Here is a 26,321-nt window from a genome sequence, read left to right on the forward strand (position 1 = left end):
ACCATACTTGCTACTCCATTTGTTTGGCTAAAAAACTAGCGGCTGTCTGCACAGCTTTACTGACCCCGTCTTCTAATGGAGAGCCTTCTTTGTTGAAGGCGACGACGCAGCCGATGGGGTCACCTTGCGCAATGATAGGATAAATAAGATATGAGATCACATCTTCTTCCTGCCCCCGAGTCAATTCAACCGGCTCCGGATGCTTCTCAAAAGACATTGTTCTAGAATCCATGACTTCCTCAATCTTAGACCCAATCGATCGGTTCATATAATCCTTTTTCGCACTTCCCGCCACCGCTATATATTCATCACGATCGCAAATCAACACAGGAGCTTCTAAAGACTCACTGAGCGCTTCTGCGTATTCTTTTGCAAAATCACCCAACTCGCTGATAGGTGAATACTTTTTAAGTATGACTTCACCCTCACGGTCTACAAAAATCTCTAATGGATCACCTTCACGGATCCTCAGCGTACGGCGGATCTCTTTCGGGATAACAACACGTCCTAAATCATCAATACGGCGTACAATACCAGTTGCTTTCATTCTTTATGCTGCCTCCTTTTCTGTGATGACTGCCTATCTATACCTGTTGAAGCGCAAGCAGAACAAGCGGGTGATTAAAGATAGTATGATACAGCAATAAAAACCTATACACCCTTTGGATGGATTTTTTCATAAAAAATGTAAACTTAGAATGTGGAGGTGCCTTGGGTAGCTTCGACAAGCATAAGCAGAGCAGCTTTTGTGAGGCGCTTTTCCTCACAAAGATGATTTGCTATGACCTCGAGAAGCTAGGAACCGGAACTGGACTTCACCGGATGTGGAGGCGACTGATTAGACACGACAAGCATAAGACAAGCCACGCAATGGAGCGGTCTTTCTCCATGGAGTGGCTTGACTTATGTCTCGAGTGTCTGGGAGCCGGAACTGGACAACTTAGAATGTGGAGGTGCCTTGGGCAGCTTCGACAAGCATAAGCAGAGCAGCTTTTGTGAGGCGCTTTTCCTCACAAAGATGAGGGGAGATGTTCGACTAAGAACGCAACGTCCTGTTGCAACGTCGAACGACCCCACTTCCTGTGGGGCCTCGAGAAGCTAGGCACCGGAACTGGATTTCACCGGATGTGGAGTCGGCCTGAATGGATAAGAAAAACCTCATCCCTATCAAGGGGATGAGGTAAGATCAAGCGGTCGATACTTCCCGCATCATCTCAGGAAGTTTGCTGATAAACTCTTCAACAAGCTCATATCGTTTGAATTCCGTCTTACGGTCCCATGTGAAGGTGACCTTCAATCGGGAGTCCTCCGTCCCAAGTTGGACCATACGACCGTATTGATTCGCAAATTCGAACAGCTTGGTTCCATCGATCTGCTGACTTTGCTCGGCTTCCATCAGCATTTCGATTTTCTTTTTCTTCTCTGTCACGCTCTCAATCCGTGAACGTTTTGCTTGAAGTCGAATAGAAGAAACCCGGAACAAGTTATCCACCTCTTGCGGGTAATCCCCGAACCGGTCGATCAATTCATCTCGCAAGTCATGGATATCCTCGACCGTTTCAATCGCTTGGAACAATTTGTACATGTCGATTTTCTGTTTTTCATCGGCGATGTATTCATCTGGAATATAAGCATCCAGCATCATATCAAGCTCCGGTTGGAATGGCTGGACACTTTCCGGTTCTTTCCCTTGCCTTTTCGCTTCTATGGCATCTTTCAGCATCTGAGAATACATATCGAATCCGACAGAATCAATGTATCCGTGCTGCTGAGCTCCTAAAAGGTTCCCTGCTCCACGGATGGACAAATCACGCATGGCGATTTTAAAACCGGATCCGAGCTCCGTGAATTCCTTAATCGCCTGCAAACGTTTCTCCGCAACTTCTGTCAGCACTTTGTCTTTTTGATAGGTGAAGTACGCGTAGGCTACCCGGTTCGACCTCCCCACACGGCCACGCAGTTGATACAACTGACTTAATCCCATACGATCGGCATCATAAACAATCAGGGTGTTCACGTTTGGAATATCGACACCCGTTTCAATGATTGTCGTACTGACGAGCACGTCAAATTCACCTTCAAGGAAAGAGAACATGACATTCTCAAGCTCCGTCTCATTCATCTGACCATGGGCAAAGGTTACTCTCGCCTCAGGGACAAGTTCGGCAATTTGCTGAGCCATCCGTTCGATGTTTTCTACCCGGTTGAAAAGGAAAAATACCTGTCCGCCCCGAGCCATCTCCCGTTCCACCGCTTCCCTAAGGAAAATCGGATTGTATTCAAGCACATACGTCTGGATAGGAAAACGGTTGGCAGGTGGTGTTTCGATGACAGATAAGTCTCTGACCCCAAGCATGGACATGTGCAGGGTTCTCGGGATTGGAGTCGCGGTCAACGTCAGGACATCCACATTGTTTTTCAACTGCTTGATTTTCTCTTTGTGTTTAACTCCGAAACGTTGTTCTTCATCGACAATCAACAACCCTAAATCCTTGAACTGCATATCTTTAGATAAAATCCGGTGTGTTCCTACGACCACATCGACGAGACCCTTCCTAAGACGATCGGTCGTTTCCTTTTGCTGCTTTTTCGTACGGAAGCGGCTCATAAGGCCAATGTTAATCCCAAAGCCTTGGAAGCGTTCTTGAAGCGTCTCATAATGCTGCTGGGCAAGAATCGTTGTAGGAACAAGCAAAGCCACCTGCTTCCCATCGACAATCGCTTTGAAAGCTGCACGAATCGCGACTTCTGTCTTTCCATAACCAACGTCTCCGCATAGCAGACGATCCATCGGACGTACACGTTCCATATCGGATTTGATTTCTTCGATACAACGGATTTGATCTTCCGTTTCTTCGTATGGGAAAGCAGCTTCAAAGTCTTTTTGCATTTCTCCATCTTCACTGAAGGCATATCCTTTGGAAGCTTCACGTTCAGCATAGAGTTGGATCAAATCATCAGCAATATCTTCCACCGAGGATTGGACACGACTCTTCACTTTTTTCCACTCACTGCCGCCAAGCTTATAAACTTTCGGCTCTTTTCCCTCTGAACCCACATATTTTTGGATCAAATCAATTTGGTCGATGGGCACATACAACTTGTCATTTCCAGAGTAATTGACCATCAGAAAATCTTTATGGTTTCCAGCCATTTTCAACGTTTCAATTCCTAGGTATTTCCCGATTCCATGGCTGGCATGGACGACGTAATCGCCGACCTTCAATTCCTGATAGTTTTTAATCCGCTCAGCGTTCGACATTTTTTGCTTGCGCTTCGGTTTGGCGGTTCGTTTCTTGAACAGTTCATTTTCGGTCATGACTGCAAGCTTATGCATCGGCCATTCGAATCCATGACTGATATTGCCTGTGATAATCGTCGGTTTTACCAAAGGAAGCTGGACGTCCCCTTCTGCAATAACCGCTTCCATATCATAATCCCGAAGCACACCTTCAATCTTGGACTTCCTATTTTCATCGGGGGCAAGGATTACGACAGAGAAATCCTGCTTTTCCCAGCGATCCATTTCAGTTTTCAATAAATTCATCTGTCCATGGAATTGCTGCATCTGACGACTCGAGATGTTCACAATATTCTGTGGTTGCGTATTGGGGATGTGCCTCATAAAAACAGACAGGTAAAGACGAGGATGCTCGATCTTCATCCAAGCATCCTGCCAATCGAAAGAAAGATGCAGCTCTCGTACGGTTTGGTTAGCTTCCAGCATACTATTGTGCCATTCCGCTTCTTCCTGGTCGAGACGGTTAGCCGTTTCCTGGATCCGGCTCATTTCATCCAGAATGACGAGGCCCGTTTCCGGCAGGTAGTCTAGTAGACTGACAGGTTCTTCGTAGAAATATCCAATGTACTTATAAATTTCCTGGAAATGTTCTTTGGCCTTCAAAAGATCCAGATCATGCTCAACTACTTGAGCGAGTGTCTCTTTCGCATCCTGCTTGGTCAGTTTCTTCAATGAATGACTCAGGGCGTTCTCCAGACGGTCATGGGCTCTCGCAAAATCTTCGTCCTTAAGCAACAGTTCTGTTGCAGGCCCGATTTGAACCGCATCCAATTTGTCATGAGAGCGTTGCGTTTCGGAATCAAACGTCCGTATCGAATCCACCTCTGTATCAAACAACTCAATCCTAAATGGAAACTCAGCCGTCAGTGGGTACACATCCATGATTCCCCCGCGCAGGGAAAATTCCCCTGGTGTAGCTACCATCTCTGTACGGTCATATCCCATGTTCACTAAGCGTTCTAAATATTGGTCGAGGTTGATTTCTTCCCCAACACGAAAAGGGAGCTGACTTTGCTCCCAGTAAGATTTTGGTGGCATCATTCGTTTGAGTGCAGCCACAGGTGCAATCAGAATCCCTCTTTCTTGAGACAGCCACTGACTTAATGCGTCGATACGCTGACTCCTCAGTTCAGGACTCGCAACAGCGATTTCTGATGCGATCAGTTCATTGACCGGATACAGGTGAACTTGATCCGCATCGGTCAATTCTTGCATATCCTCATACAATTGTTGCGCTTGAATCAGTTGGTGAGTGACGATAATAACCGGTCGTTCCAAGGACTCTTGAAGCATGGAAACCATTAAACTTCTAGAAGCCCCGGACAACCCGGCCACCATCTGTTCCTTCATCCCCGATTTAAAGCCTTCGACAACAGAATGAATGTCATCCTGCGGAAATAAATAATCCTTAATTCCTTGCATAACGAATTCCTCCACCACCCAGATTTCTGCTCGATACAGAAATCAAGATTTACTGTATAAAAAAGTCTAGCTCATGGTAATGTGGATTGTCGTCTAATGATTCTTTGCACGAGTCACAAATAGTCCTGATGTCCATATCGCCGCTCGCTGTCATATGAACCATTTGCTCTTGGTCCTGATCATTTAAGATATCAAAGCCCAATTGGGACACATCCACATGTTTCGCATCTAATTCTCCGACCTGATTTTCACAATGACGGCAAAAATATCGTATTTTCATTTCCATCCTCCTCGAAGGGTTGATGGTAGATAGTTTTTCCGTCATTCGGGACTGTTATACGAACACAGTGATTCCGTCACTTTACATTAAAATCATTCATGACTTCGTTAAAAGGTCGCTCTATCCATGCTTCACAAGCTTTTACCGAAGCATCAATACTTTCTTCCACTGGTCCTTGTTCTTCTTTAGAGAAGCCACCCAACACATGATCGATGACCGTTTTTGAACCTTCCGGACGACCTACACCGACACGCAGCCGTTTGAATTCTTTTGTTCCCAGCTGATCAATAATATTGCGAATGCCGTTATGGCCACCATGGCCTCCTTTTTTCCGCAAACGAATCTTCCCTGGCGGCAGATCCAAGTCATCATATACCACCAATACATCTTCAATATCGATATCATAAAAGTCCATCATCGGTCGGAGAGCTTCTCCGGATAAATTCATATATGTTTGAGGTTTCAAGAGGATCACTTTCTCCACGTTGAAACGCTCCATCGTGAATAAACCGTTAAATTTTTTCTGACTCAAAGACCACTGATTTCGTGAAGCCAATTCATCTATAATCATAAACCCGATATTATGTCGGGTGTCTTCATACTTTTTCCCTGGATTTCCAAGTCCTACTATACACTTCATACATAACTTCCTTTTCTGTCTTTATACTATTGATTCATTATATCAAAAGGAAACGCGGAAAGATGTCAAAATGCGTTTCATCCATTCAAAAACTTGTTCCTCATCTGTCGTGTGTTTATACAATCCCCTTAACCCGGATTCTTAAACCGCGGGAAAAGGTGAATTTGGGTATACCAATAGCATAAGCCCATCAACGGTTATAAAGCTTCTTTAACACCATTGATTGACTTATGCCCCCAAGAATATAAAAGGTGAACGATTAAAAAGGGCGCGCCTTCTTGGCCACGCCCTTTGTGTGTATCCCATTACTCTTCTTTTTCTTCGGAATCTTCTTCTGCATCCTCTGATTTCTCATTAATGACTTCAGGTTCAGCATCAGCATCTGTATCTGGCTCATCTTCCGGCATCTCTTCCGGAGGAGTAACAGATACAATCGTCGTATTTTCGTCTTCGGTAATCTCATAGTTTTTGGACTCTTTCAAGTCACCAACCATAATGCTGTCACCGATATTCAGTTCTGAAATGTCAACAACGATTTCCTCAGGAATATCACGCGGTTTCGCGCGGACAGCCAAATCGTAAAGTGGCTGCTGAACAACGCCGCCCTCTTTACTTCCTGCCGCTTCACCTTCTAAGTGTACAGGAACTTCAACATCCATCTCCTCAGACATGTTTACAACATAAAAGTCTGCGTGGATCAATTCATCTTTCAATGGATCGACTTGATATTCATGCAGCATGACATCCACGGTGTCTTTTCCATCGATATCAAGAGAGATAATCGCGTTCTTACCTTCATCACGTACGGTTTTAAGTAACTCTATGCTGTTAACAGCAACCGTGATCGGTTCTTTATCCTTCCCGTATACGACACTAGGAATGTTTCCTTCCAGGCGAAGTTCACGGGTTACAGATTGCTTGAGATTTTGTCTTTGATTTGCTTTTAATGTAATAGCCAAATTAATCAACCTCCAGTAATTTACCAATCATTATTTCAGTTTCCCGTTAAAAACAAGAGTTAAACCTAATTATTCAAAATTAATCAAATAAAATACTAATGGATTGACGTTCATGAACACGAACAATGGCTTCACTGATCAAGCCAGCTACAGAAAGCTCTGTAATTTTCTCGCTTGATTTCTCTTCACCAAGCGGAATCGTGTTTGTGACCACAAGCTCTTTAATTTTCGAATTATCAATACGCTCGATGGCAGGTCCTGATAGAACAGGGTGCGTACAACAAGCAAACACTTCTTTGGCGCCGTTCTCGACAAGAGCATTGGCCGCCAGTGTAATAGTGCCCGCCGTATCAATAATGTCATCGATTAAAATCGCGGTCTTGCCTTCAATGTTACCGACAATGTTCATGACTTCTGCAACGTTTGGACGCGGACGACGCTTATCAATGATAGCGATAGGGGCTTTTAGACGATCCGCCATTTTACGGGCACGTGTTACGCCTCCATGGTCAGGAGAAACGATGACAACATCCTCAAAATTCTTTTCCTCAAAATAGTCGGATAGAATCGGAACACCGACAAGGTGATCGATCGGCAAGTTGAAGAATCCTTGAATTTGAGGTGCGTGTAGATCAAGCATCAATACGCGGGAAGCTCCTGCCGTTTCTAGCAGATCAGCAATTAACTTCGCCGTAATCGGTTCACGGGCACGCGCTTTTCTGTCTTGTCTTGCATAACCGTAGTATGGCATGACAATATTGATTGATCTTGCTGATGCACGTTTTAGAGCATCGATCATGATTAGGAGTTCCATGATGTGTTGATTGACAGGCTCACATGTGGATTGGACAACATACACATCACACCCACGGATACTTTCTTCAATGTTGATTTGAATCTCTCCGTCACTAAAGCTCGTGACTGTACATTTACCTAGCTCGACGCCGATGTTATCAGCAATCTCTTTCGCTAACTCAGGATTTGAGTTGAGTGAGAATACTTTCAGTTTTGAATCCTTATATCCAGTTGCCATGGATGGAACCCTCCGTTAATCTTTTTTGATCGATTTCATTTTACTTGCATAGCCTTCTTTATTCGTCTGACGGGAACGGGCAATAGACAAAGCCTCGGATGGGACATCCTGATTAATCGTGGAGCCCGCAGCCACATAAGCGCCTTTTCCTACAGTGACAGGAGCGATCAAGTTTGAATTGCATCCGATGAATGCATCATCTTCAATCGTCGTCAAATGCTTGTTCTCTCCATCGTAGTTTACCGTTATGGTTCCACAGCCGATGTTGACACCACTTCCGACTTCCGCATCACCGATATAACTTAGGTGAGAAGCTTTACTTCCATCGCCGAAGGAAGCCTTTTTCACTTCCACAAAGTTTCCGACTTTCACATCGTCACCTAGAGACGATTGCGGACGGATATGAGCAAAAGGCCCAATCTGTACACGGGATCCGATTTTACTATCAGCAGCGACACTCTGCTTAATGGTCGTCTCACTACCTACGTGACTGTTTGTAATTGTAGAGTGTGGACCAATAAGGGCATCATCTTCAATCGTCGTTTTCCCTTCCAAAACGCTTCCAGGATAGATGACAACATCTCTTCCTATGGTCACATCCGGACCAATATACGTTTGATCAGGATCGACGAGCGTAACCCCGTTTCTCATATGTTGCTCGTTAATTCGTTGTTTCATTAGCTTTTCTGCTTTTGACAAAGCCACACGATCATTAACACCAAGAGATTCCGAAAACTCCGGTGTTTGATAAGCACTGATTGTTTCGCCCTGACCTTTCAGGATTTCAATGACATCTGGCAGGTAATATTCGCCCTGTACATTGTCATTGGAGACGTTTTTAAGTGCATCAAACAACATCGCATTATCAAAGCAATACGTACCTGTATTGATTTCTTGAATGGCCTGTTCTTCATCAGACGCATCTTTTTGCTCTACAATTCGTTCCACCTGGCCATTTCCGCCACGGATGACGCGTCCGTACCCATGTGGGTCTTCGGCATGGGCAGTCAAAACCGTCGCCTTCGCCCCTTCTGCATCATGATGATCCAGAAGCTTTTGCAGCGTTTCTCCTGTCAACAATGGTGTATCGCCACAAACGACCACGGTCGTCCCGTCTTTATCTGCCAGAATATCATCCGCTTGCAAAACAGCGTGTCCTGTTCCCAACTGTTCCTCCTGGATGACATAATGACTATCTTCACCAAGCTGTTCCTGAACTTTTTCAGCACCAAAACCTACAACGGTGATCAATTCTTGCAAATCTAGTTTATTCAACTGGTCGACAACGTGCTGGACCATCGGCTTACCACATACAGGATGCAAAACCTTATAAAGTTTTGATTTCATACGTGTGCCTTGGCCAGCGGCTAGAACGACAGCATATCGATTAGTCATGAACGTACCTCCATCCTAAATATCCACTTTGAATCATATCTCAATACAACACGTATTTCAACATTTAGAGGAGGAACACGGACGGAAATCCCACCAAGGTTTGGGACCAAAAAAAGAGTCTAACCTGGTTCGGTTAGACTCTTGTTGTGCGTAAGTATTAGGAAGCGCCGGCTTCTTCGAATTCCACCTCAGCTTCTTCCTCATCACCAGCACGGTGATAAGCTTCAAGTACAGCGTCTTGGATCTTTCCACGAGTACCTGAATTAATCGGGTGTGCAATGTCACGAAACTCCCCATCCGGAGTACGTTTGCTCGGCATCGCCACGAACAGTCCATTGTTGCCATCAATCACCCGTATGTCATGGACAACAAACTCCTGGTCCAAGGTAATAGAAGCAATTGCTCGCATTCTTCCATCAGTATTCACGCGTCGCAGTCTTACGTCAGTTACTTCCATTAGATTCACCACCTTTTATACAAAAGAACTTATGTAAGACAAATTCCACAAAACGGGAAAAAATCCTGCTAATTTTTCTAAAAAATTTTTATGATTCTGTTTATTTAACTGTAAAACCATGAAGAAAGCCCCCATACAAAAGGATGAGGGCTTTCTTCAATAAATATTTTTTATATATTTTTTAACAAGTTTCCAGGCCGGACTTCGATGGAGGATTTACGTTCATCCGCATTAATGATCTGTACCACCGATAAATAATCATCCACGACACGATCTTCTTCTTCATCTTCCGCTTCAGCAAGCACACCAATTCCTGCTAATTCTGCATCGAATTCCATTAATAAATTCCGCATACCATTGATGGTTCCACCAGCTTTCATGAAGTCATCAATAATGCAGACCCTTGACCCTTGAGGGAGAGATCTCTTGGTTAGAACCATCGTTTGAATCTTCCGCGTCGAACCGGATACATAATTAATGCTCACCGTTGACCCTTCAGAAATTTTCGGATCTCTCCTGGCAATCACTACAGGAACGTTCAAGTAGGAAGCGACGGCGTAAGCGAGAGGAATACCTTTCGTTGCTACCGTCATGACCACATCGATGTCTTTATCACGAAAAGCAGAAGCGAACAGCTTGCCGATGTTACGCGTCGTTTCCGGATCTCCAAGCAGGTCACTCATAAATAAATAGCCACCTGGGAGGAGTCGCGCGGGATCCTCTAATTTCTCACATAACTCTTCAACGAAACGATGGCTTTCTTCTTTTGAGAAAGCAGGAATATATTTCACTCCCCCCTGCCGCTCCAGAAATCGTCTCCAAATAACCGATTCCCTCATGTTGAAACATTTTGTTTATGATTCCTAAATCTTCACTGATGGATGATTTCGCAGCATCATACTTTTCTGAGAAAAAAGGAAGAGAAATAAGCTCTCGTGGTCGATCGAGAATATAATGAGTCATAGCGACAAGTCTTTCGCTTCTTTTCATACAAAGACACCTCTAAATCCGAATGTTTTCATTAAATATAACAAATTCGTACGTTATTTATCAAGTGGTTCACTGTAACCAAGCATACGAACCATGAAAACCTCCGTACAAAAACCCTTTAAACTGTTATAAATTCTTTGGGCTCGAGCATCGTGTTCAACAATGGAAAAGACAGTCGGTCCACTTCCGCTCATAAGAACCGCATCAGCCCCTGCCTGTTTCATCTGCTCTTTGATTTGACCGACTTCCTCATGCATCTGAAGCGTCACACCTTCAAGGGTATTGCCGACGTTCTGACAAATACCGTCATAGTTTCCTTCATTCAAAGCTTTTACCATGGCTTTTGTATTCGGATGGTGAGCAGCACTCAAATCAAGATTCTTATAGACCGACTGGGTCGATACACCAAGCGTTGGTTTAGAAAGGACCACCCAACACGGCGGAGGGGCAGGCAGGTGCTGGATTTTTTCCCCTCGCCCGGTTGCAAGTGCCGTTCCTCCATACACGCAAAAAGACACGTCTGAACCAATTTCAGATCCTAGTTCAGCTAATTCATCCATGCTCAACCCTAGTCCCCACATCCGGTTCACACCTCGGAGGACAGCTGCCGCATCACTGCTACCACCTGCAAGCCCAGCAGCTACAGGAATGTTCTTTTCAATAAAGATCTTTACTCCTTGAGTCACACGGAATCGATCTTTCAGCAATTTGGCCGCACGATAGGCTAGATTTCGCTCATCGTTCGGAACAAAACGGCTTTCCGATTCCACTTTGATTTCATCTTCAGAGAGGAGAGTCAATTCAATGCGATCCGCAAGATCTACAGTTGTCATGACCATCTCTACTTCATGAAATCCGTCCGCTCGTTTATGTAAAACATCAAGAGACAAATTAATTTTCGCAGGAGCTTTTTCAAGTATTTGCATGTAAGCACCTCTTCTTCCATATGATTCTGAAAGCATTGTACCATATTTAATGGGTTGGTGAGAGGCGCGGGAAAGGAAAAAGCCCCCGGAGCATCAAGCGCCAGGGGTAAAAGCTTACTGTTGGTTGTTCACCATTTGTTCTTCTGCCATTTGAATTGCTCGTTTTACCATATTGCCGGCATCCCGCCCAGAAATGCCGCCCCATCCGTCTTTTTCTACCTTGTCGTAAAACCCAAGTTCTCTCGCGATTTCCTCTTTCAACGAATCGGACATCATGCTGCGCTTACGTCCCATCGTCTTCAGCTCCTTTCGCTTTCACTAAAGCTACGACAACGTTAGTATGTGCGAAACATGTAACGGACAAGCAAGGGAGTTGTATGTAAGGATGGTAATGATTCCTTCTTTATCTTAGTGAATGATATTTTGTATTGCAGACAAAATAAAAAAGCAGCAAACGGTGGGTTCACTGCTCAAGTGCCATAGTCTGTAGGTCGTCGAAGTTCAATTCGACTGTCTCTGTAAGTACATCTGCATAGCTGTAAGATACACGTTCAAAAGCATTTTCTTCTTGATCCAACTCTACAATGAAAACGGCAGGATATGTTTCTGCCAGTACACCGGATCGCTCGATTGTTTTACGGCGTCCGCCGTTTGCTTTCAAAGTTAGGCGTTTACCAATTTGCCCTTCAAGGGATTGCTTGATTTCTACTAACGTTTTAGCCACTGCACTCCACCTCACTGTAATTTAGTTTACCACAGACATGGGACAAAGTCAAATAAAATTATTAATTATACCAACTGCGCATTCACATTGCAACAGAATGATATAAATAATCGGTCCTGGTTAGCTTATCCATTTAGAGGAAAAGTATGTAAACTTTTTTCTTTCACTCAAATTCCGTACATAACCTTCTCCCACTAAAGCTCCCGATTGTTGAAGACTCAGTTTCGAGACGTTTGTGTGATTCTAGGGGCTACGGGAAAAGGTTCGCTTTCCATCGGGCGGGCGCTGAGCCTCCTCAGGCTACGCCTTCCGGGGTCTCACCTGTCCCACACGTCCCATAGGAGTCTCACCGTTTCCCTCGCCCCTTTGCCAAGGAAGATTCTCGAAACCACTCCTGAAAAGGCAGATCGTATGATTATGGGAAGTGGATGACTAGATACGTTAAAGCATGATCCACAGCGCTTTACACCTCTAACAGTGGATAGTGGAAGAACCACCCTACTTGGTACAAGGGTTCGTTTCTCCCTTACATCGAAAAGGGTGGTTGGGAAGCTGCGAGACTCCCGCGGGAATGGATTGGCTGGCGAGACCCCGCAGTGCGTAGCACGAGGAGGCTTGCCGTCATCCCCGCAGGAAAGCGAGTAGCTTCTCGACCACCCCTAACACCCAACAAGGCAACGAACCCCGGACACATCTCGAAACTAAGTCTTACACAATCCTGCCAGTTAGTTGAACAATGAATATGAAAAAGCCGTCATGGGGAGATGACGGCTTTGTTTTATGGTTCTTCGGTTTCTTCGGTTTGGTTTTCGGTGTAAGGCATGCCGATGCGGAGCAATCCTTTGGTTTCAATTCCGCCAAGGCCATCTTCTCCACTTATGGTATTGCGAATGACTTCCCATATGTTGATATGGTCCATGAACGAAGTGTATGCTACACGTGCAGCGACGTAGACCGGATCGATGGCGTGAATGTTTACTCGGGCGGGGGAGCTCGCGAAGTTCGCTCCTGCTCTGATGATGGACTCAAAATGGGATTGGCAGGCCCCTGCAAATACGACCATCTGATCAAAATTCGGATATTTTCTCCGTATGTTCCTGACAGCTTCTACAAAGTATTTGGAGTGACGATAAGACTCTAACTCCCTGACGGTTCCTTTCGCTTTTGAGTAAGAGTCATGCCCCGTCAAAACGACAATTTCCGGGTGCACTTTTTCGATTAGAGACAGGACTTGGTTCGGCATTTCTTTCTCGTGAAGGTATTGTCCATGAACTTGCAATCCAAGTTGTTCATATAAAGCAATACACTTTTTCAAAAACAATGGATCTCCATCTATATGAAGAATACGGGGCGGTATTTGAAAGTAATTGGTTTCTTTCTTATCTGCATACCCGCTTCCCGCTTCTGCTTCCCTTTTTTCTTTAAGGAGCCTGTAATCCTGACGAAACAAACGGTAGGAATAGGCTTCTTTCTCATCCACTTCACTTTTTCTACGGTGATACTCAGCTCCAGTTACTTTTTCAAGATCATCGAGAGGGGCGTCGGCCTCGAGTCGTACATGTTCGCCCATCAATTTTAAGAGCGGTCCCTTCTCTGTCTTCACTCGAAAAATGATGTCGTGCTGATAGGATTTCCGTGTTACAAGGTCTCCACTTGATATCATCACTTCCCCACCTCACTCTATACACTACTGTAGTGTATGTGTGAACATGGGCTTTGTGCTACTTATATAAAACGTTGGCTAGATCGGCGAATTCCTGCATCGACAACGATTCTCCACGTCGAGATGGTTCAATGTCGACCTTTTCCAGGCGGTTTCTGAGCTCTTCCTTATCCATTTCTCCTTTGAAATGACGGGCTAAGTTGTTCATTAACGTTTTTCGACGCTGACCGAATGTTGCTTTAACGACGTCAAAAAAAGAATTCTTCATCCTCAACCTCAACAGGCGGTTTCTCCCTCATTTCCAGATGCAAAACAGAAGAATCGACATTCGGCTGGGGCATAAAGACGGTCTTAGGTACATTTAAGACGACACTTGCTTCTGTATAATACTGGACGGCTATGGAAAGAGAACCGTAACTTTTCGTATTCGGTTCAGCAGCCATACGATCCGCCACTTCTTTCTGGATCATGACCGTAATGCTGTCGATCGGCAATCGATCCATCAGAAGTTTCATTAAAATCGGCGTCGTAATATAATAAGGAAGGTTAGCTACGACACGGACCGGTTGTCCTGGTTTGAAATGCTCAGCAATCACACGGGTGACATCCGCTTTAAGAATATCCTGGTTGATGACTTCAACATTGTCATAGGAACCAAGGGTTTCTTCCAAAATCGGAAGGAGACGCTGATCGATCTCGAAGGCAACGACACGGTCGGCATGTTGAGCCAACTGTTCTGTCAAAGCCCCAATTCCTGGTCCAATTTCTATCGCACTTGCTGAACGGTCAATTCCAGCCTCTGTAATGATATTTTTTTAAAATGTTTACATCAATTAAGAAGTTTTGCCCCAAGCTTTTCTTAAATGAGAACCCGTAGGCCTGCAAAATTTCTTTTGTTCTTGTCGGTGTGGCTACTGCTTTACTGTTCATCTCTTTCCTCCTGTATGATCTGATCCATCGCTTCATTTAGCTGGTGGGATGTAATGTGGAACATATTCAATCGTTTTAGCAATTGTTTTCCGTTCGTCTTGCCAATTTTGAGGACGATCCCCAATTTTTCACGACGCTTAGAGGCTTTTGGCCCTCCGATGAGACCGTAGTTGACGAGGTCACTTTTTCCAATTTCGCCTTCATGGATATCCATTAGTTCATAAACCGCAGACAGTGCTTCCTGAATATCGGCAATCGAGGCATGTTCGATACCGATTCCTTTATCATGTTTGGCGCGCGCACGATGTTTTGGTAAAAAGGCATGCTTGCATGCAGGAACATGCTGACTTACGATATGCCTGATCCGTTCTCCAGGGTAATCGGGATCTGTAAAAATGATGACTCCTCTTTTTTCATGGGCATGTTTGATTTGCTCAAGAACACGCTCATCAATCGCAGATCCATTTGTCTCAATGGTATCTGCATCCACGGCTGATTTAATTCGGGCGGTATCATCTTTCCCTTCCACGACAATCACTTCTTTAATTTTCACGTACCTTCCTCCTGTTGCGTTCCCTTCATCATCTTTCCATAGCATACCACGACTCTATACACGGAAAAAAGCAGAGGAACGATTCCTCTGCTATCTCCATTAATCCAATATTTTAACTTTTACATTGCGAGACCCAAACTTAAGCGCTTCGCTCCTGGAAGAAACGAATAAATCGATTCGGTTTCCGTTGATGGCTCCACCTGTGTCTCCGGCAATGGCATACCCATATCCTTCTACCCAGACACGACTTCCAAGTGGAATGACGTTCGGGTCAACGGCTACGACTTTTTTGTTAGGATTCGCTTTCAAGTTGATGCCTGTAGCCGTAATGCCGGAACATCCTGCACAGTTGGCCGTGTAGGCTGTGGCATGCATATATAAGGTCTTCGCTCCACTTGTATCGTTTCGCGATACCGTTGTAGAAGCTTGACTGGAAGAAGACCGGGAAGAGCTTGACGAGTTGGAAGAACTTGAAGCAGCAGCTGTTGCTTTCTTCTCTACTTTCGTGCCAAGAGCAACTACTTCTGTCTTGCTCTCTTGTTCCACTGTTTCTTCGACCAGTTCACGGCTTGCTTCCTCGCCGTTTTTTAAGATTACTTCGTATTCCTTCGTAATCAAACCTTTTTCCCCATTGGAAACGACTTTCTTTTCCCCTTTCGGAAGAGAATGGTCTTTCTTTGTTTCCACTGTGAAGTCAACTTCCTCTTCCACAATATCCGTCACTTTTTCGACTCTTGTAATCATGACCTTTTTATCAGAGGAAAGCTCTTCTTCTTCATTGAGATTCAATTCATCCAGTTCATTCAGGGTGATTCCCTCTTTTTGAAGCAATTCGTCAACCGTGGAGGCGGTCGTCCAGACTGCTTCGGATTTCCCACCATCATTGACGGTCACTTGGAAGGCCTGCTGGACTTTAATATCCATGCCTTCTTCAATGAGAGCATCAGGATCATGGGATAATTCATCCCGTTCCTTAAACTCAAGACCCTCCTGCTCAAAGAACTCCTCCACCGTCGAGGCTGTTGTAAAGTATTCTTCTGTATGGTTACGATCGATGGCTAGATTGATAGACTTAGATGCTATGTACGTGACATCCATTCCATATTCAACCGGATCGGATAAGTTATGTGATAATTCATCATGTTGTTGGACAGTGACATTGAGCTCTGATAATAATTCATCAATTGTATCAGCATGAGTGCGTATCAGTTCTTTCTGCCCGTTTTGTGTCACTTGTACAGAAGCTTTAGTAGCTTCATACGAAACGGTTACTAAAAAGGCGATGCATAGGACGGCAATCACAGTTGCCCATACCATCATGTGACTAATGGCTGATTTTAACAGTTTTCCTATTTTCATCCTTTGGCCTCCTTTCTAAAGCACGCGTTTTATTGTAGTCAAGTGACAAACTCATGTCAAATGGATCCTCTTTACACAAAAATAGAGGAGCCAGCATGACCATCACTGACTCCTCTATTATGCTATTTTACCTAGACGATTAACATAACAAACATGTTACAGTTCCCATACAATTGGGTGGATCTTGTAATATACCCTCCAAGGTCCCCGTTATTGCGACTGGATTCCAAAAAATTCGAGGGCGTTCGAGGTTGTCGTTTTGCTGACCTCTTCATACGAAATTTCCTTCAACTCGGCGATTTGTTCCGCAACAAGCTTCACATAGGCAGGCTCATTTCGTTTCCCGCGGTTCGGATGCGGAGCAAGAAACGGGCAGTCCGTTTCCACCAGCAAATGCTCAAGGTCCACTGCTTTGGCCACTTCTTTCGGTAATTTTGCATTTTTAAAAGTGACCGGACCACCTAAAGAGATCATAAAGTTCATATCGATGCATTCTTTTGCCGTCTCGACCGGACCGCTATAACAGTGCATGATTCCTCCAACTTCCGCTGCATTCTCTTCTTTAAGAATTTCAACGATATCATCGGTTGCCTCACGGTTGTGGATGATGATTGGCATCTTCACTTTCTTTGCCAGATGGATCTGTTTGCGGAACACTTCCTTTTGGACATCCTTTGGTGATTTATCCCAATGATAATCGAGTCCCATCTCGCCAATCGCGACGACTTTAGGATGCTGAGATAATTCCTCGATCCACTGAAGGTCCTCATCTGTCATATCAATGGCATCAACCGGATGCCAACCTACAGCTGCATAGATGTTTTCATACCGTTCGGCAATTTTCATCGCTTTCGGAATTGTTTTCCTATCGAATCCTACAACTGTCATATACTGGACACCAGCTTCTTGAGCTCTTTCAATCGTTTCTTCTAAGTCCTCATCGAATTGATCTGCATTCAAGTGGACGTGCGTATCAAACAACATTCATTTTCCCACCCTTATCAAATAATCGTTATGCAAAAAAAGGGAAAGCACTATGGTGAGCTTTCCCTTTTTGTTCATGTGTTATTTCACTTTCGTACCATTCTTCAATGTCTGGTCAACGGATGCTAAAGATAAGCCATTGTCATCTTCACCCGCAAGAATCATCCCTTCTGACAATTCTCCACGGAGTTTGACCGGCTTCAAGTTGGCTACGCAAATGACTTTTCTACCAACAAGGTCTTCCGGAGTGTAGTGTTCGGCAATGCCAGAAACGACTTGGCGCTGCTCATACCCAAGATCCAGTTGAATTTTCAGCAGCTTATTTGCTTTTTTCACCTTATCGACTTTCATGACTTCGGCGACACGGAAATCAAGCTTCATGAAATCATCGATCGTTACTTCTTCTGCTTGATCCTTTTTCTCTTCTTTCTTCTCTTCTTTTTGAGGAGCTGATTTCTTCATCATGTCTTTAATGATTTGAGTCTCCTCATCCGCATCGAGACGCGGGAAGATCGGCTGGTCTTTTTGTACCTTCGTCCCAGCTGGAAGAATTCCAAATTCGACTAGGCTTTCCCATGCTTTATGATCATCTGCTGTTACTCCGAGCTGCTGGAAGATACGCTCAGGTGTCTGCGTCAAGAACGGCTGAAGCATAACGGCGATTTGACGTAGAGATTCAGCCAGGTGAGCCATCACATTACCAAGGCGTTCTTTTTGGTTTTCATCTTTAGCCAGAACCCAAGGCTGCGTCTCATCAATATATTTATTCGTACGGCTGACGAATTTCCAAAGATCTGCAAGAGCCACAGAAAACTCCATGTTCTCTAGGGAGTCTTCGACAGAGATTCTCGTCTCTTGGGCAAGTTTTTCAAGGCTTTGATCAAATTCATCTTCGCCTAGTTTCAGAGCTGGAATTTCACCATCGAAATATTTACTGATCATCGCCACTGTACGGTTCAACAGGTTTCCGAGGTCATTCGCAAGGTCATAGTTCGTACGTTCAACGAATGCTTCTGGTGTAAAGACCCCATCAGAGCCGAATGGTACTTCACGAAGCAAGTAGTAACGTAGAGCATCAAGACCATAACGATCACTCAGCTGAACAGGGTCCACGACGTTCCCCTTGGATTTGGACATTTTTCCATCTTTCATTAAGATCCATCCATGGGCAAATACCTGCTTCGGTAAAGGAAGATCCAAAGCCATAAGCATGATCGGCCAATAGATGGTATGGAAACGTACAATCTCTTTCCCTACAAGCTGAACATCTGCCGGCCAGTATTTTTGGTATTTGGAATCATCATCACTTTCGTAACCAAGCGCTGTAATATAATTACTTAACGCATCAATCCATACGTAAATGACGTGTTTCTCATTTCATGGTACTCCAATTCCCCAATCGAATGTCGTCCGGGAAACAGCCAAGTCTTCAAGACCTGGTTTGATGAAGTTGTTGATCATTTCATTCTTACGGCTTTCCGGCTGAATGAATGTCGGGTTCTTTTCATAGAACTCAAGCAATTGGTCGACATAGTTGCTCATCTTGAAGAAGTAGGATTCCTCTTTTACTTTTTCTACTTCACCGCCACAATCCGGGCAGCGGCCGTCTTCAAGCTGACGTTCTGTGAAAAAGGATTCACACGGAGTACAGTACCAACCTTCATACTCATCCAAGTAAATGTCGCCTTTTTTCATTAAGTGATCGAAAATTTTCTCTACCACTACTTTGTGGCGATCCTGTGTTGTACGAATGAAGTCATCATAGGAAATATCGAGTTTATCCCATAATTGTTTAATTCCACTCACAATATCATCAACGTAAGCTTGTGGGGAGACTCCTTTTTCCTCTGCCTTCCGCTGGATCTTCTGTCCATGCTCATCCGTTCCGGTCAGATACATCACATCGTAACCCCGCAAACGTTTGTAGCGGGCCATTGCATCACCAGCTACGGTTGTATAAGCATGTCCAATATGCAAATTACCACTAGGGTAATAAATAGGTGTCGTTATATAAAACGTCTTGTTTTCCTCAGGCATCCTGTTCCCTCCTCAAAATCTTCATACCATAAGTCATAAAAGGTCATGGTATCATTCTATCGATTTATCTCCTTTATTTCCATTCCTAACATTAAAATATACCGAATTTTACTTAAAACTGTCAAAAGAACCAAACATTATAATTTCACATCTGTAAATACTCTGGTAAAATGAAATGTATATAGACATGTTGGATAAACCAACCATATATGGGATGAAAGGGATGGGTTGAGATGGAATGAGGCCTGGATGAAACGCTTCACTCACCCATTTTCAATACCCTCACCAGTATGTGGAGTTGGAAATTCTTATCCCTTTTTAAGTAATTGACACGTCTGGGAATGGTTGGTACTATATTGTCGAGACATATGTCGAAACATGACAGCAAAACTTTTGATTGAGGGGAGACAGAAATATGAAATCTACAGGTATCGTACGTAAAGTCGACGAGCTCGGTCGCGTGGTTATTCCGATCGAACTCCGCCGCACATTAGGCATTAACGAAAAGGACGCGTTGGAGATTTATGTAGACGATGATCGCATCGTTCTAAAAAAATATAAGCCCAACATGACTTGCCATGTCACAGGGGAAGTTTCAGATGAAAATATGAAACTGGCAAACGGCAACCTAGTCCTAAGCAAAGAAGGCGCGCAAATGCTGCTTTCAGAATTACAAGACAACCTAAAATAAATAAGATATAGAGATAAATAGATAAATAGATAAGAGACGATTTACTGGTTACAGAGAGAAAAAGACATATGTTAAAGCAACCCCTTACTGTTCACAGGCCTGACAGTAAGGGGTTTTTTCATGTTTCTTATATTATTCTTCTACGTGATAGGCCTGGTACACTTCCCGTTTCGGAAGCTTCCTGTCTAAAGCCGTCTGTTTTATCGCTTCTTTATTCCTCATTCCATTGTTTTCGATATAGTGCTGGACGTGATCGACGACAGATAAGCGGGTCCACCACTGGCTCTCCTCCGATTCTACATCCTCTGATCCTTCAATCACTACACAAAACTCCCCACGGACTTGTTCAGAATGGGCCCAGTCGACTAGTTCACCCAAATCCCCACGGACATATTCTTCATACCGTTTCGTTAATTCCCGGACCAGCGAGGCTTTTCGATTTCCAAACACTTCATGGACATGGCTCAACATCTCTTTCAATCGGTGTGGAGATTCATAAAAACCAGGGTTACTTGAACGGATTGAAGTTGCTGTAAAACGGCGGCGCGATCTTTCTTTTTCCTAGGAAGAAATCCATGAAAGTAGAACCCTTCCGTAGAAAGACCTGATCCGGCGAGCGCAGGCAAGGCGGCATTCGCACCTGGCAGAACAACGACTGGCACATCTGCCTCCACCGCTCTTTGGACAAGATCTGTTCCAGGATCTGATATTCCAGGCATGCCGGCATCACTGACGATGGCAATGTTCTGTCCATCACGAATTCTTTCAAGCAACTCCGGTCCTTTCGTATGTTTATTATGTTCATGGTAACTGACCAGTGTTGTAGAGATTTCAAAGTGATTGAGCAATTTTCTAGAATTTCTCGTATCCTCGGCAGCAATCATGTCCACTTCTTTTAAAGTGTTGACCGCACGGAAGGTCATATCTTCCAAGTTACCGATGGGAGTGGGGACGATATAAAGCGTCCCTAGATCATGATCCGTGAAACTTTTTTGTACGTTCATTCAAGCTCACCCCTTCCTTTCTTTGTTTGATCCAATTTTCTTTCTCTTTCCTTGTCATTCGTTTCAGCCGGTATTCTTGTTGTAAGGCTTCTGACTTCGTCTCATACACTTCATAAGCTTCCAGTACGAGCGGCCCTCTACCTCTTGTGTACTTGGCCCCTTTGCCGCTCTGATGCTTATCTAATCTAGCTTCCAGATTGTTGGTGTAACCGGTATAAAGGGTCCCATCTTTACATTTGAGCATATAGACAAAATGACTATTCTCCATAAAGAATTTCCCTTAGTTCTTGAGTATATTCGTCATCTTTCGTAAGAGCGTATAGCGGTGGTAAAATTTTCAGCCCTGGCTTTCCATCTCTGACCCCTTCCATCAGAAGAATGTTCGCCTCTTTTCCTTCTTTTGGATATACGAGTTGCATCCGTTTCGGTTCCAACTTGTACTTCTTGAATAACTGAATGATTTCTACCATACGATCTGGGCGATGTACCATAGATACTTTGCCCCCGGACTTGGCCAGCCTGCTGCAGGACTCTACCACGTCTTCTAAACTGCAGTGGATTTCGTGCCTTGCGATTGCCAAATGCTCATTCAAGTTCTGTTCATCCGCTTTGGGAGTAGGAAAATAAGGAGGGTTGCACGTGACAAGGTCGAATTTGTCATTTCCGTAATGACCAGGCATGTCCTTCAAATCACCATGAATCATATCAAGTTGATCACCGAGATCATTCAGCTCGATATTACGGAGGGCCATATCATAAAGCCGCTCCTGAATTTCCACTCCGGTAATCGGAACACTGGAGCGCGTGGAAAGAAAAAGAGGGACAACTCCGTTACCTGTACATAAATCCAGGATTTTTCCGCGTGTTTTTGGTACGTAAGTAAAGTCAGCAAGTAATACCGCATCCAATGAAAAAGCGAATACGCTCGGACTTTGTATAATCCGCATGTTTTCTTTCGCTAATAAAAAATCAATTCGTTCATCTCCATATAATTGAACCATTTCCGCTTTCCTTTCTTTTTTCACTCTATTTCCTATGATATATAACTTTAACACTAAGTTTCGAGACGATCGTGTGAGTTTATGGTGGCTGGGAAACGGTGAGACTCCTGTGGGATTTGCGGGGCAGCTGAGACCCCGCAGAGCGTAGCTTGAGGAGGCTCAGCGCCCGTCCACGGAAAGCGAACCTTTTCCCGTAGCCCCCCTAACTCACGCAAACATCTCGAAATCCACTCTTAACCAACCCAGCCATGATATAAAGAGAGCCCTTCCTCGAACGAGCAAGGAAAGGCTTGGACCTGGAATTATTTCTTTTTGTTCAAGAAAGATAAGCAAAACAGACAATCTTCATCTCTCGGGCTGCCAAAATGAAGATTACAAATGTGAAAGCCTTCTTCGTATAGCCGTGCGAGGTTATCATAGCCTTCCCCCCACAACTGCACCCTTGTCCTGTTTGGACCCTGAGGAAGATTGTTCTTTTTCATTCTCTTTCTCTAATCGTTGTCGCAAGTGATGATTTTCAAGCGATAAATGCTGGTTTTCTTCTAAGAGATAGGCCAGCTGTTTTTTTAAATCGCCGAGCTGTTCATAAAGCTCACCGATTTGACTTTCAAAATGGGATACTTGTTCAAATATGGCTTTCTTCTTCACGCTCGACTCCACCCTTTATTCTGAGGCTTCGGTTTGAAGAACTCCTTCATCGATCAGCTCTTGCAGAGAGTATTCAAGGACACGCTCTTTGTCTCGGAATTCAATCTGGACCATACGCTCCAGCATATTAAGCCCGACGACTTTTCCTTTACCGAAGGATGTCGCAATGCTTTCACCGAGGTCAGGAAGCTCTTTCTTCGCATTTTCGTAATCATCATTTTCATACTTGAGACAACACATCAAGCGGCCGCAAAGGCCAGAAATTTTCGCTGGGTTCAAGGATAAGTTCTGATCCTTGGCCATTTTTATAGAAACAGGTTCGAAATCACCTAAAAACGTTGAGCAACAAAGCATCCGTCCACATGGACCGATCCCCCCGAGCATTTTCGCTTCATCCCTGACACCGATTTGGCGCAGTTCGATCCTCGTCTTAAAGACAGACGCAAGATCTTTGACTAATGTACGGAAGTCCACACGGCCATCAGCCGTAAAGTAGAAGATGACTTTATTACGATCAAACGTGTATTCGACATCCACAAGATTCATGTCCAATTTATGTTCACGGATTTTCTTCTCGCAAACCCGGTAAGCTTCTGCGGCGTTGTCTTTGTTTTCATCCACCGTTACTTTATCTTTATCATCTGCCATACGGATGACTTTTTTAAGAGGTAAAACAACGTCTTCTTCATCTATGGATTTATTAGCAATGACAACTTTTCCGAATTCGATCCCGCGTACGGTTTCGACGATGACATAATCATCCGTCGTCATCCGCAGTCCCCCCGGATCGAAATAATATACCTTACCCGCCTGCTTAAATCGGACACCTACAACTTCGATCATTCGATCATCACCTCTGTAGTTGAAGGGTAAGTTGTTCCATCACTAAATTAGGATGGACATTTTGATTTATCTTTCGTTTCGCCTCAAGAATATCCGTTAAGCTCCGCGCTGCCGACTGACGTGACCAACGCATCGCTGCCTGGTTTAATTTTTCTCTCTCTGTCGTAAAAATAATCGATTCTTCCCGGTCCAAAAGTTGGTTAATTACATCTTGAAACCAGAGCATCAATACATCCAGACCACGCTGCAGCTGCGGTCGCTCTTTGAAATGAGGCATCCACTGATGGTTGATAAACAAAAGTCCTTCATTTGGTTTATTTTGAAGCACTTCAATTAATTGTATCACTAGTTTTCGCACATTCGCAAACCACTCATCTTCATTCATCTCGAGGGCTTCTGTCAAGTTATTCGTTAACGATGACAAAAGTCTCGCATTCGATTCAGAGACGCCTTCTTCGACCAATTTTTTCTGAATACGCAAGGGGTTCAAAGGTTGAAAGGCGAGCAATTGACAGCGGGACCTGATGGTATCGAGAATGGTCGAACCGTTTTCTGTCAGCAGCATAGCTGTCGTCTGCTGGCTCGGCTCCTCTAAAAATTTCAATAAACGGTTCGAAGCATTGACCGTCATTTTTTCTGCATCGACGATGATGTACACTTTTCGGTTTGACTCCAAGCCTGTATAGGTGAATTCTTTTTGCAAATGAAGAATTTGTTCTTTTTTAATGGATTGTCCCTCAGGTTCAATCCAGTGCAAATCAGGATGGTTCCCTGAATCGATTCTGTGGCAGTCCCTGCAGCTTTGACAAGGTTCCGCCCCTTCTCTATTTTTGCAAAAGATGCTTTTCGCAAAAAGGATGCTCATCTCCCGCTTACCCGTTCCCCGGTTTCCTTGAAATAAATAAGCATGTGAAATGCGGTCCTTTTTGAAACTGTTCATCAGCATCTGGGCAGCTAGAGGCTGGATGTCTTTCATTTGTGTCCAAGTCTGCATACTACTTCCGTCCTTACGTATATAAATTAATGAGCAACCCTTTGATTTCACCGATCAGTCCAAGCAGGTCAACCGTCCGCTTTTCTTGATCCATGACTGCCTCTGTCAGTTCAGACAGCTTCTCATCGACAGATTCTACAATCGTTAACTTACGAGTCTGCCCATGTGCATTCCAACTATGAGAATGCTTCAAGTTCATTCCATATTGAACGGATTCTTTCATGAAATCTTGGATGAGACGCTTATATTTAGCCAAATCACGGAAGGACCGAGCCCTTGCCACCCGTTCCCCCTGTGCTGTTATACTATTCATCAGCCGATTCAATTGAGCTTCTTGAAGCTGCCGCGATTGGGACTGGACCAACGCATCAAAACTAGGCCTCCCGTTCGTCTGATGAGAGGATTGTTTTTTTGCCGCATCCATCTGTGTCCGTATTTCTTGATTGATCTTCATACTTGTACCCCTTCTAAGTTAAAACTGAAAAAAGGAATCAACCGGCAAAATAAATACTGTGGCTCCCCCTACCTCGACCTTTACTGGTTTTGGAATGTAAGAGTCCGCATTTCCACCCATCGGTGAAATAGGAGCAACCATTTGTTCACGCTGGCTGCAATTATCTTTAATAATATCTAAAGCATCATCGACTTCATCATCACCACAACCGATCATGAACGTGGTATTTCCTTCTCGTAAGAATCCACCTGTCGTTGATAGTTTGGTCGTTTTAAAATCATTCTCTGCTAAAGCATCTGTCAAACGATTGCTATCTTTATCCTGAACGACCGCAATGATCATCTTCATGCAATCATACCCTCCTGTTGGGTGTTTTCTCCTATTATAACAAATGGCTGGAAATTATGATGGCAGGTAATCGTTTAAAACGTGGTACGCATCTTTTTTCACAGATTCAAACTCCTGATCAGCATCAATGACTTTGATACGATTCTTATCTTGTACAGCCAGTCGTTGGTAGGCATTATAGACTTTTTCATGAAAATCGATGTGTTCAAGGTCAAGACGGTTTTTCTCTCTTCCCTGGTTCGCAGCAATCCTCTCCAACCCTCTTTCAGGCTTGATATCAAACAACAAGGTCAAATCCGGCATATGGTCATCGATTGCGAATTCATTGATTTTAAAAACTTCCTCCAGGCCAAGTTCCCTTGCCACTCCCTGATAGGCAAGACTAGAATCCACAAACCGGTCGCAAAGGACGATTTTCCCTTCGTTTAATGCCGGGATGACTTTTTCCACGAGGTGCTGCCTGCGTGCAGCCGCATAAAGCAGAGCTTCTGTACGTCCGTCCATTTCTGTGTGAGAAGGATCAAGGATCACTTCCCGTATCTTTTCCGCGATGCGGATCCCACCAGGTTCTCTCGTTTCGAGTACAGAATACCCTTGCTCTCTCAATTCTTTTCCAATCTCACGCAGGATAGAGGATTTACCAGCTCCATCGCCACCTTCGAATGTTACAAACAATCCTTTCACA

23 protein-coding genes and 5 pseudogenes are annotated in these 26,321 nt (G+C 44.2%); 1 reads left to right on the forward strand and 27 read right to left on the reverse strand.

From position 1 onward, the window contains the following. Positions 1 to 10: 10 nt before the first annotated feature. The 18 genes and pseudogenes from spoVT to metG all read right to left on the reverse strand — a co-directional run bounded on the left by spoVT (position 11) and on the right by metG (position 19,653). Positions 11 to 547, reverse strand: coding sequence for a stage V sporulation protein T (spoVT, locus tag LC065_RS04430; protein WP_089654593.1), 537 nt, complete (start codon positions 545 to 547; stop codon positions 11 to 13). Positions 548 to 1,186: 639 nt separating this feature from the next. Continuing rightward, positions 1,187 to 4,723 (reverse strand): transcription-repair coupling factor, encoded by a 3,537-nt coding sequence (mfd, locus tag LC065_RS04435; protein WP_226594942.1) that lies wholly within the window; start codon positions 4,721 to 4,723, stop codon positions 1,187 to 1,189. Between the two features lie 49 nt (positions 4,724 to 4,772). Continuing rightward, positions 4,773 to 5,003: an anti-sigma-F factor Fin gene (locus LC065_RS04440; protein ID WP_115824771.1), complete on the reverse strand. Its 231-nt coding sequence runs from the start codon at positions 5,001 to 5,003 to the stop codon at positions 4,773 to 4,775. A gap of 76 nt (positions 5,004 to 5,079) precedes the next feature. Further along, positions 5,080 to 5,643: an aminoacyl-tRNA hydrolase gene (gene pth, locus LC065_RS04445; RefSeq protein ID WP_226594944.1), complete on the reverse strand. Its 564-nt coding sequence runs from the start codon at positions 5,641 to 5,643 to the stop codon at positions 5,080 to 5,082. A 305-nt stretch (positions 5,644 to 5,948) separates the two neighbouring features. After that, complete coding sequence (locus tag LC065_RS04450) at positions 5,949 to 6,602, reverse strand: 50S ribosomal protein L25/general stress protein Ctc (protein WP_226594947.1); 654 nt, start codon at positions 6,600 to 6,602, stop codon at positions 5,949 to 5,951. A 79-nt stretch (positions 6,603 to 6,681) separates the two neighbouring features. Further along, positions 6,682 to 7,635 (reverse strand): ribose-phosphate diphosphokinase, encoded by a 954-nt coding sequence (locus LC065_RS04455; RefSeq protein ID WP_146818732.1) that lies wholly within the window; start codon positions 7,633 to 7,635, stop codon positions 6,682 to 6,684. 15 nt (positions 7,636 to 7,650) lie between these two features. Beyond that, positions 7,651 to 9,030 (reverse strand): bifunctional UDP-N-acetylglucosamine diphosphorylase/glucosamine-1-phosphate N-acetyltransferase GlmU, encoded by a 1,380-nt coding sequence (gene glmU / locus LC065_RS04460; protein WP_226594949.1) that lies wholly within the window; start codon positions 9,028 to 9,030, stop codon positions 7,651 to 7,653. 157 nt (positions 9,031 to 9,187) lie between these two features. After that, positions 9,188 to 9,487, reverse strand: a complete 300-nt coding sequence (gene spoVG, locus LC065_RS04465; protein ID WP_075038302.1) for a septation regulator SpoVG — start codon at positions 9,485 to 9,487, stop codon at positions 9,188 to 9,190. Between the two features lie 170 nt (positions 9,488 to 9,657). Continuing rightward, positions 9,658 to 10,477, reverse strand: a pseudogene (gene purR / locus LC065_RS04470) (pur operon repressor). Positions 10,478 to 10,530: 53 nt separating this feature from the next. Beyond that, positions 10,531 to 11,403, reverse strand: coding sequence for a 4-(cytidine 5'-diphospho)-2-C-methyl-D-erythritol kinase (ispE, locus tag LC065_RS04475; RefSeq protein ID WP_226594952.1), 873 nt, complete (start codon positions 11,401 to 11,403; stop codon positions 10,531 to 10,533). A 114-nt stretch (positions 11,404 to 11,517) separates the two neighbouring features. Continuing rightward, positions 11,518 to 11,697, reverse strand: coding sequence for a small, acid-soluble spore protein, alpha/beta type (locus LC065_RS04480; protein ID WP_226594954.1), 180 nt, complete (start codon positions 11,695 to 11,697; stop codon positions 11,518 to 11,520). Positions 11,698 to 11,866: 169 nt separating this feature from the next. Continuing rightward, the gene (veg, locus tag LC065_RS04485; RefSeq protein WP_035511778.1) at positions 11,867 to 12,127 is read right to left on the reverse strand and encodes a biofilm formation stimulator Veg; all 261 of its coding nucleotides are present in this window, start codon (positions 12,125 to 12,127) and stop codon (positions 11,867 to 11,869) included. Positions 12,128 to 12,905: 778 nt separating this feature from the next. Next, positions 12,906 to 13,790 carry a sporulation peptidase YabG gene (gene yabG / locus LC065_RS04490; RefSeq protein WP_226594956.1) on the reverse strand — a complete coding sequence of 295 codons (885 nt, stop codon included), beginning with the start codon at positions 13,788 to 13,790 and terminating at the stop codon, positions 12,906 to 12,908. Positions 13,791 to 13,848: 58 nt separating this feature from the next. Continuing rightward, positions 13,849 to 14,720 (reverse strand): annotated as a pseudogene (gene rsmA / locus LC065_RS04495) (16S rRNA (adenine(1518)-N(6)/adenine(1519)-N(6))-dimethyltransferase RsmA). Further along, complete coding sequence (gene rnmV / locus LC065_RS04500; protein ID WP_306163774.1) at positions 14,710 to 15,273, reverse strand: ribonuclease M5; 564 nt, start codon at positions 15,271 to 15,273, stop codon at positions 14,710 to 14,712. The pseudogene rsmA and the gene rnmV overlap by 11 nt, the downstream one beginning before the upstream one ends. A gap of 99 nt (positions 15,274 to 15,372) precedes the next feature. Next, positions 15,373 to 16,632, reverse strand: a complete 1,260-nt coding sequence (locus tag LC065_RS04505; protein WP_226594962.1) for a G5 and 3D domain-containing protein — start codon at positions 16,630 to 16,632, stop codon at positions 15,373 to 15,375. Between the two features lie 210 nt (positions 16,633 to 16,842). Beyond that, on the reverse strand, positions 16,843 to 17,616 hold the full coding sequence (locus LC065_RS04510) for a TatD family hydrolase (protein ID WP_226594964.1): 774 nt from the start codon (positions 17,614 to 17,616) through the stop codon (positions 16,843 to 16,845). Between the two features lie 81 nt (positions 17,617 to 17,697). Next, a pseudogene (gene metG / locus LC065_RS04515) lies at positions 17,698 to 19,653 on the reverse strand (methionine--tRNA ligase). A gap of 415 nt (positions 19,654 to 20,068) precedes the next feature. Between metG and LC065_RS04520 the strand changes: the two are divergent. Next, positions 20,069 to 20,344, forward strand: coding sequence for a transition state genes transcriptional regulator AbrB (locus tag LC065_RS04520; protein WP_075038313.1), 276 nt, complete (start codon positions 20,069 to 20,071; stop codon positions 20,342 to 20,344). Between the two features lie 132 nt (positions 20,345 to 20,476). Here the strand turns inward: LC065_RS04520 and rsmI are convergent. The 9 genes and pseudogenes from rsmI to tmk all read right to left on the reverse strand — a co-directional run bounded on the left by rsmI (position 20,477) and on the right by tmk (position 26,320). Next, positions 20,477 to 21,348, reverse strand: a pseudogene (gene rsmI, locus LC065_RS04525) (16S rRNA (cytidine(1402)-2'-O)-methyltransferase). Beyond that, complete coding sequence (locus LC065_RS04530; RefSeq protein WP_226594970.1) at positions 21,317 to 21,616, reverse strand: GIY-YIG nuclease family protein; 300 nt, start codon at positions 21,614 to 21,616, stop codon at positions 21,317 to 21,319. Before LC065_RS04530 ends, rsmI begins: the two are co-directional and overlap by 32 nt. Next, positions 21,606 to 22,349, reverse strand: a complete 744-nt coding sequence (locus LC065_RS04535; protein WP_226594972.1) for a tRNA1(Val) (adenine(37)-N6)-methyltransferase — start codon at positions 22,347 to 22,349, stop codon at positions 21,606 to 21,608. The genes LC065_RS04530 and LC065_RS04535 overlap by 11 nt, the downstream gene beginning before the upstream one ends. 302 nt (positions 22,350 to 22,651) lie before the next feature. Further along, a pseudogene (gene yabA, locus LC065_RS04540) lies at positions 22,652 to 22,997 on the reverse strand (DNA replication initiation control protein YabA). Between the two features lie 15 nt (positions 22,998 to 23,012). Beyond that, the gene (locus LC065_RS04545; RefSeq protein WP_089654613.1) at positions 23,013 to 23,840 is read right to left on the reverse strand and encodes a PSP1 domain-containing protein; all 828 of its coding nucleotides are present in this window, start codon (positions 23,838 to 23,840) and stop codon (positions 23,013 to 23,015) included. Between the two features lie 7 nt (positions 23,841 to 23,847). Continuing rightward, positions 23,848 to 24,834, reverse strand: a complete 987-nt coding sequence (gene holB, locus LC065_RS04550) for a DNA polymerase III subunit delta' (RefSeq protein WP_226594974.1) — start codon at positions 24,832 to 24,834, stop codon at positions 23,848 to 23,850. 13 nt (positions 24,835 to 24,847) lie between these two features. Further along, entirely contained in the window at positions 24,848 to 25,288 is a 441-nt protein-coding gene (locus tag LC065_RS04555; protein ID WP_226594977.1) for a YaaR family protein, read from the reverse strand. Between the two features lie 18 nt (positions 25,289 to 25,306). Next, the gene (locus LC065_RS04560) at positions 25,307 to 25,636 is read right to left on the reverse strand and encodes a cyclic-di-AMP receptor (protein ID WP_226594979.1); all 330 of its coding nucleotides are present in this window, start codon (positions 25,634 to 25,636) and stop codon (positions 25,307 to 25,309) included. Between the two features lie 54 nt (positions 25,637 to 25,690). Further along, positions 25,691 to 26,320 (reverse strand): dTMP kinase, encoded by a 630-nt coding sequence (tmk, locus tag LC065_RS04565; RefSeq protein ID WP_226594981.1) that lies wholly within the window; start codon positions 26,318 to 26,320, stop codon positions 25,691 to 25,693. Between the last annotated feature and the right edge of the window lies 1 nt (position 26,321).

This window comes from Halobacillus litoralis (genome assembly GCF_020524085.2).
In the GTDB taxonomy this organism is placed as follows: domain Bacteria; phylum Bacillota; class Bacilli; order Bacillales; family Halobacillaceae; genus Halobacillus; species Halobacillus litoralis_E.

Coding starts and splice junctions, on each gene's coding strand:
- LC065_RS04520 (WP_075038313.1), top strand. CDS start 20,069: ATGAAATCTACAGGTATCGTACGTAAAGTCGACGAGCTCGGTCGCGTG.
- yabG (WP_226594956.1), bottom strand. CDS start 13,790: ATGATATCAAGTGGAGACCTTGTAACACGGAAATCCTATCAGCACGAC.
- LC065_RS04440 (WP_115824771.1), bottom strand. CDS start 5,003: ATGAAAATACGATATTTTTGCCGTCATTGTGAAAATCAGGTCGGAGAA.
- LC065_RS04530 (WP_226594970.1), bottom strand. CDS start 21,616: ATGGAGAATAGTCATTTTGTCTATATGCTCAAATGTAAAGATGGGACC.
- spoVG (WP_075038302.1), bottom strand. CDS start 9,487: ATGGAAGTAACTGACGTAAGACTGCGACGCGTGAATACTGATGGAAGA.
- LC065_RS04505 (WP_226594962.1), bottom strand. CDS start 16,632: ATGAAAATAGGAAAACTGTTAAAATCAGCCATTAGTCACATGATGGTA.
- holB (WP_226594974.1), bottom strand. CDS start 24,834: ATGCAGACTTGGACACAAATGAAAGACATCCAGCCTCTAGCTGCCCAG.
- LC065_RS04560 (WP_226594979.1), bottom strand. CDS start 25,636: ATGAAGATGATCATTGCGGTCGTTCAGGATAAAGATAGCAATCGTTTG.
- LC065_RS04555 (WP_226594977.1), bottom strand. CDS start 25,288: ATGAAGATCAATCAAGAAATACGGACACAGATGGATGCGGCAAAAAAA.
- LC065_RS04455 (WP_146818732.1), bottom strand. CDS start 7,635: ATGGCAACTGGATATAAGGATTCAAAACTGAAAGTATTCTCACTCAAC.
- spoVT (WP_089654593.1), bottom strand. CDS start 547: ATGAAAGCAACTGGTATTGTACGCCGTATTGATGATTTAGGACGTGTT.
- mfd (WP_226594942.1), bottom strand. CDS start 4,723: ATGCAAGGAATTAAGGATTATTTATTTCCGCAGGATGACATTCATTCT.
- pth (WP_226594944.1), bottom strand. CDS start 5,643: ATGAAGTGTATAGTAGGACTTGGAAATCCAGGGAAAAAGTATGAAGAC.
- ispE (WP_226594952.1), bottom strand. CDS start 11,403: ATGCAAATACTTGAAAAAGCTCCTGCGAAAATTAATTTGTCTCTTGAT.
- LC065_RS04480 (WP_226594954.1), bottom strand. CDS start 11,697: ATGGGACGTAAGCGCAGCATGATGTCCGATTCGTTGAAAGAGGAAATC.
- glmU (WP_226594949.1), bottom strand. CDS start 9,030: ATGACTAATCGATATGCTGTCGTTCTAGCCGCTGGCCAAGGCACACGT.
- LC065_RS04545 (WP_089654613.1), bottom strand. CDS start 23,840: ATGATCGAAGTTGTAGGTGTCCGATTTAAGCAGGCGGGTAAGGTATAT.
- LC065_RS04510 (WP_226594964.1), bottom strand. CDS start 17,616: ATGTTGTTTGATACGCACGTCCACTTGAATGCAGATCAATTCGATGAG.
- LC065_RS04535 (WP_226594972.1), bottom strand. CDS start 22,349: ATGGTTCAATTATATGGAGATGAACGAATTGATTTTTTATTAGCGAAA.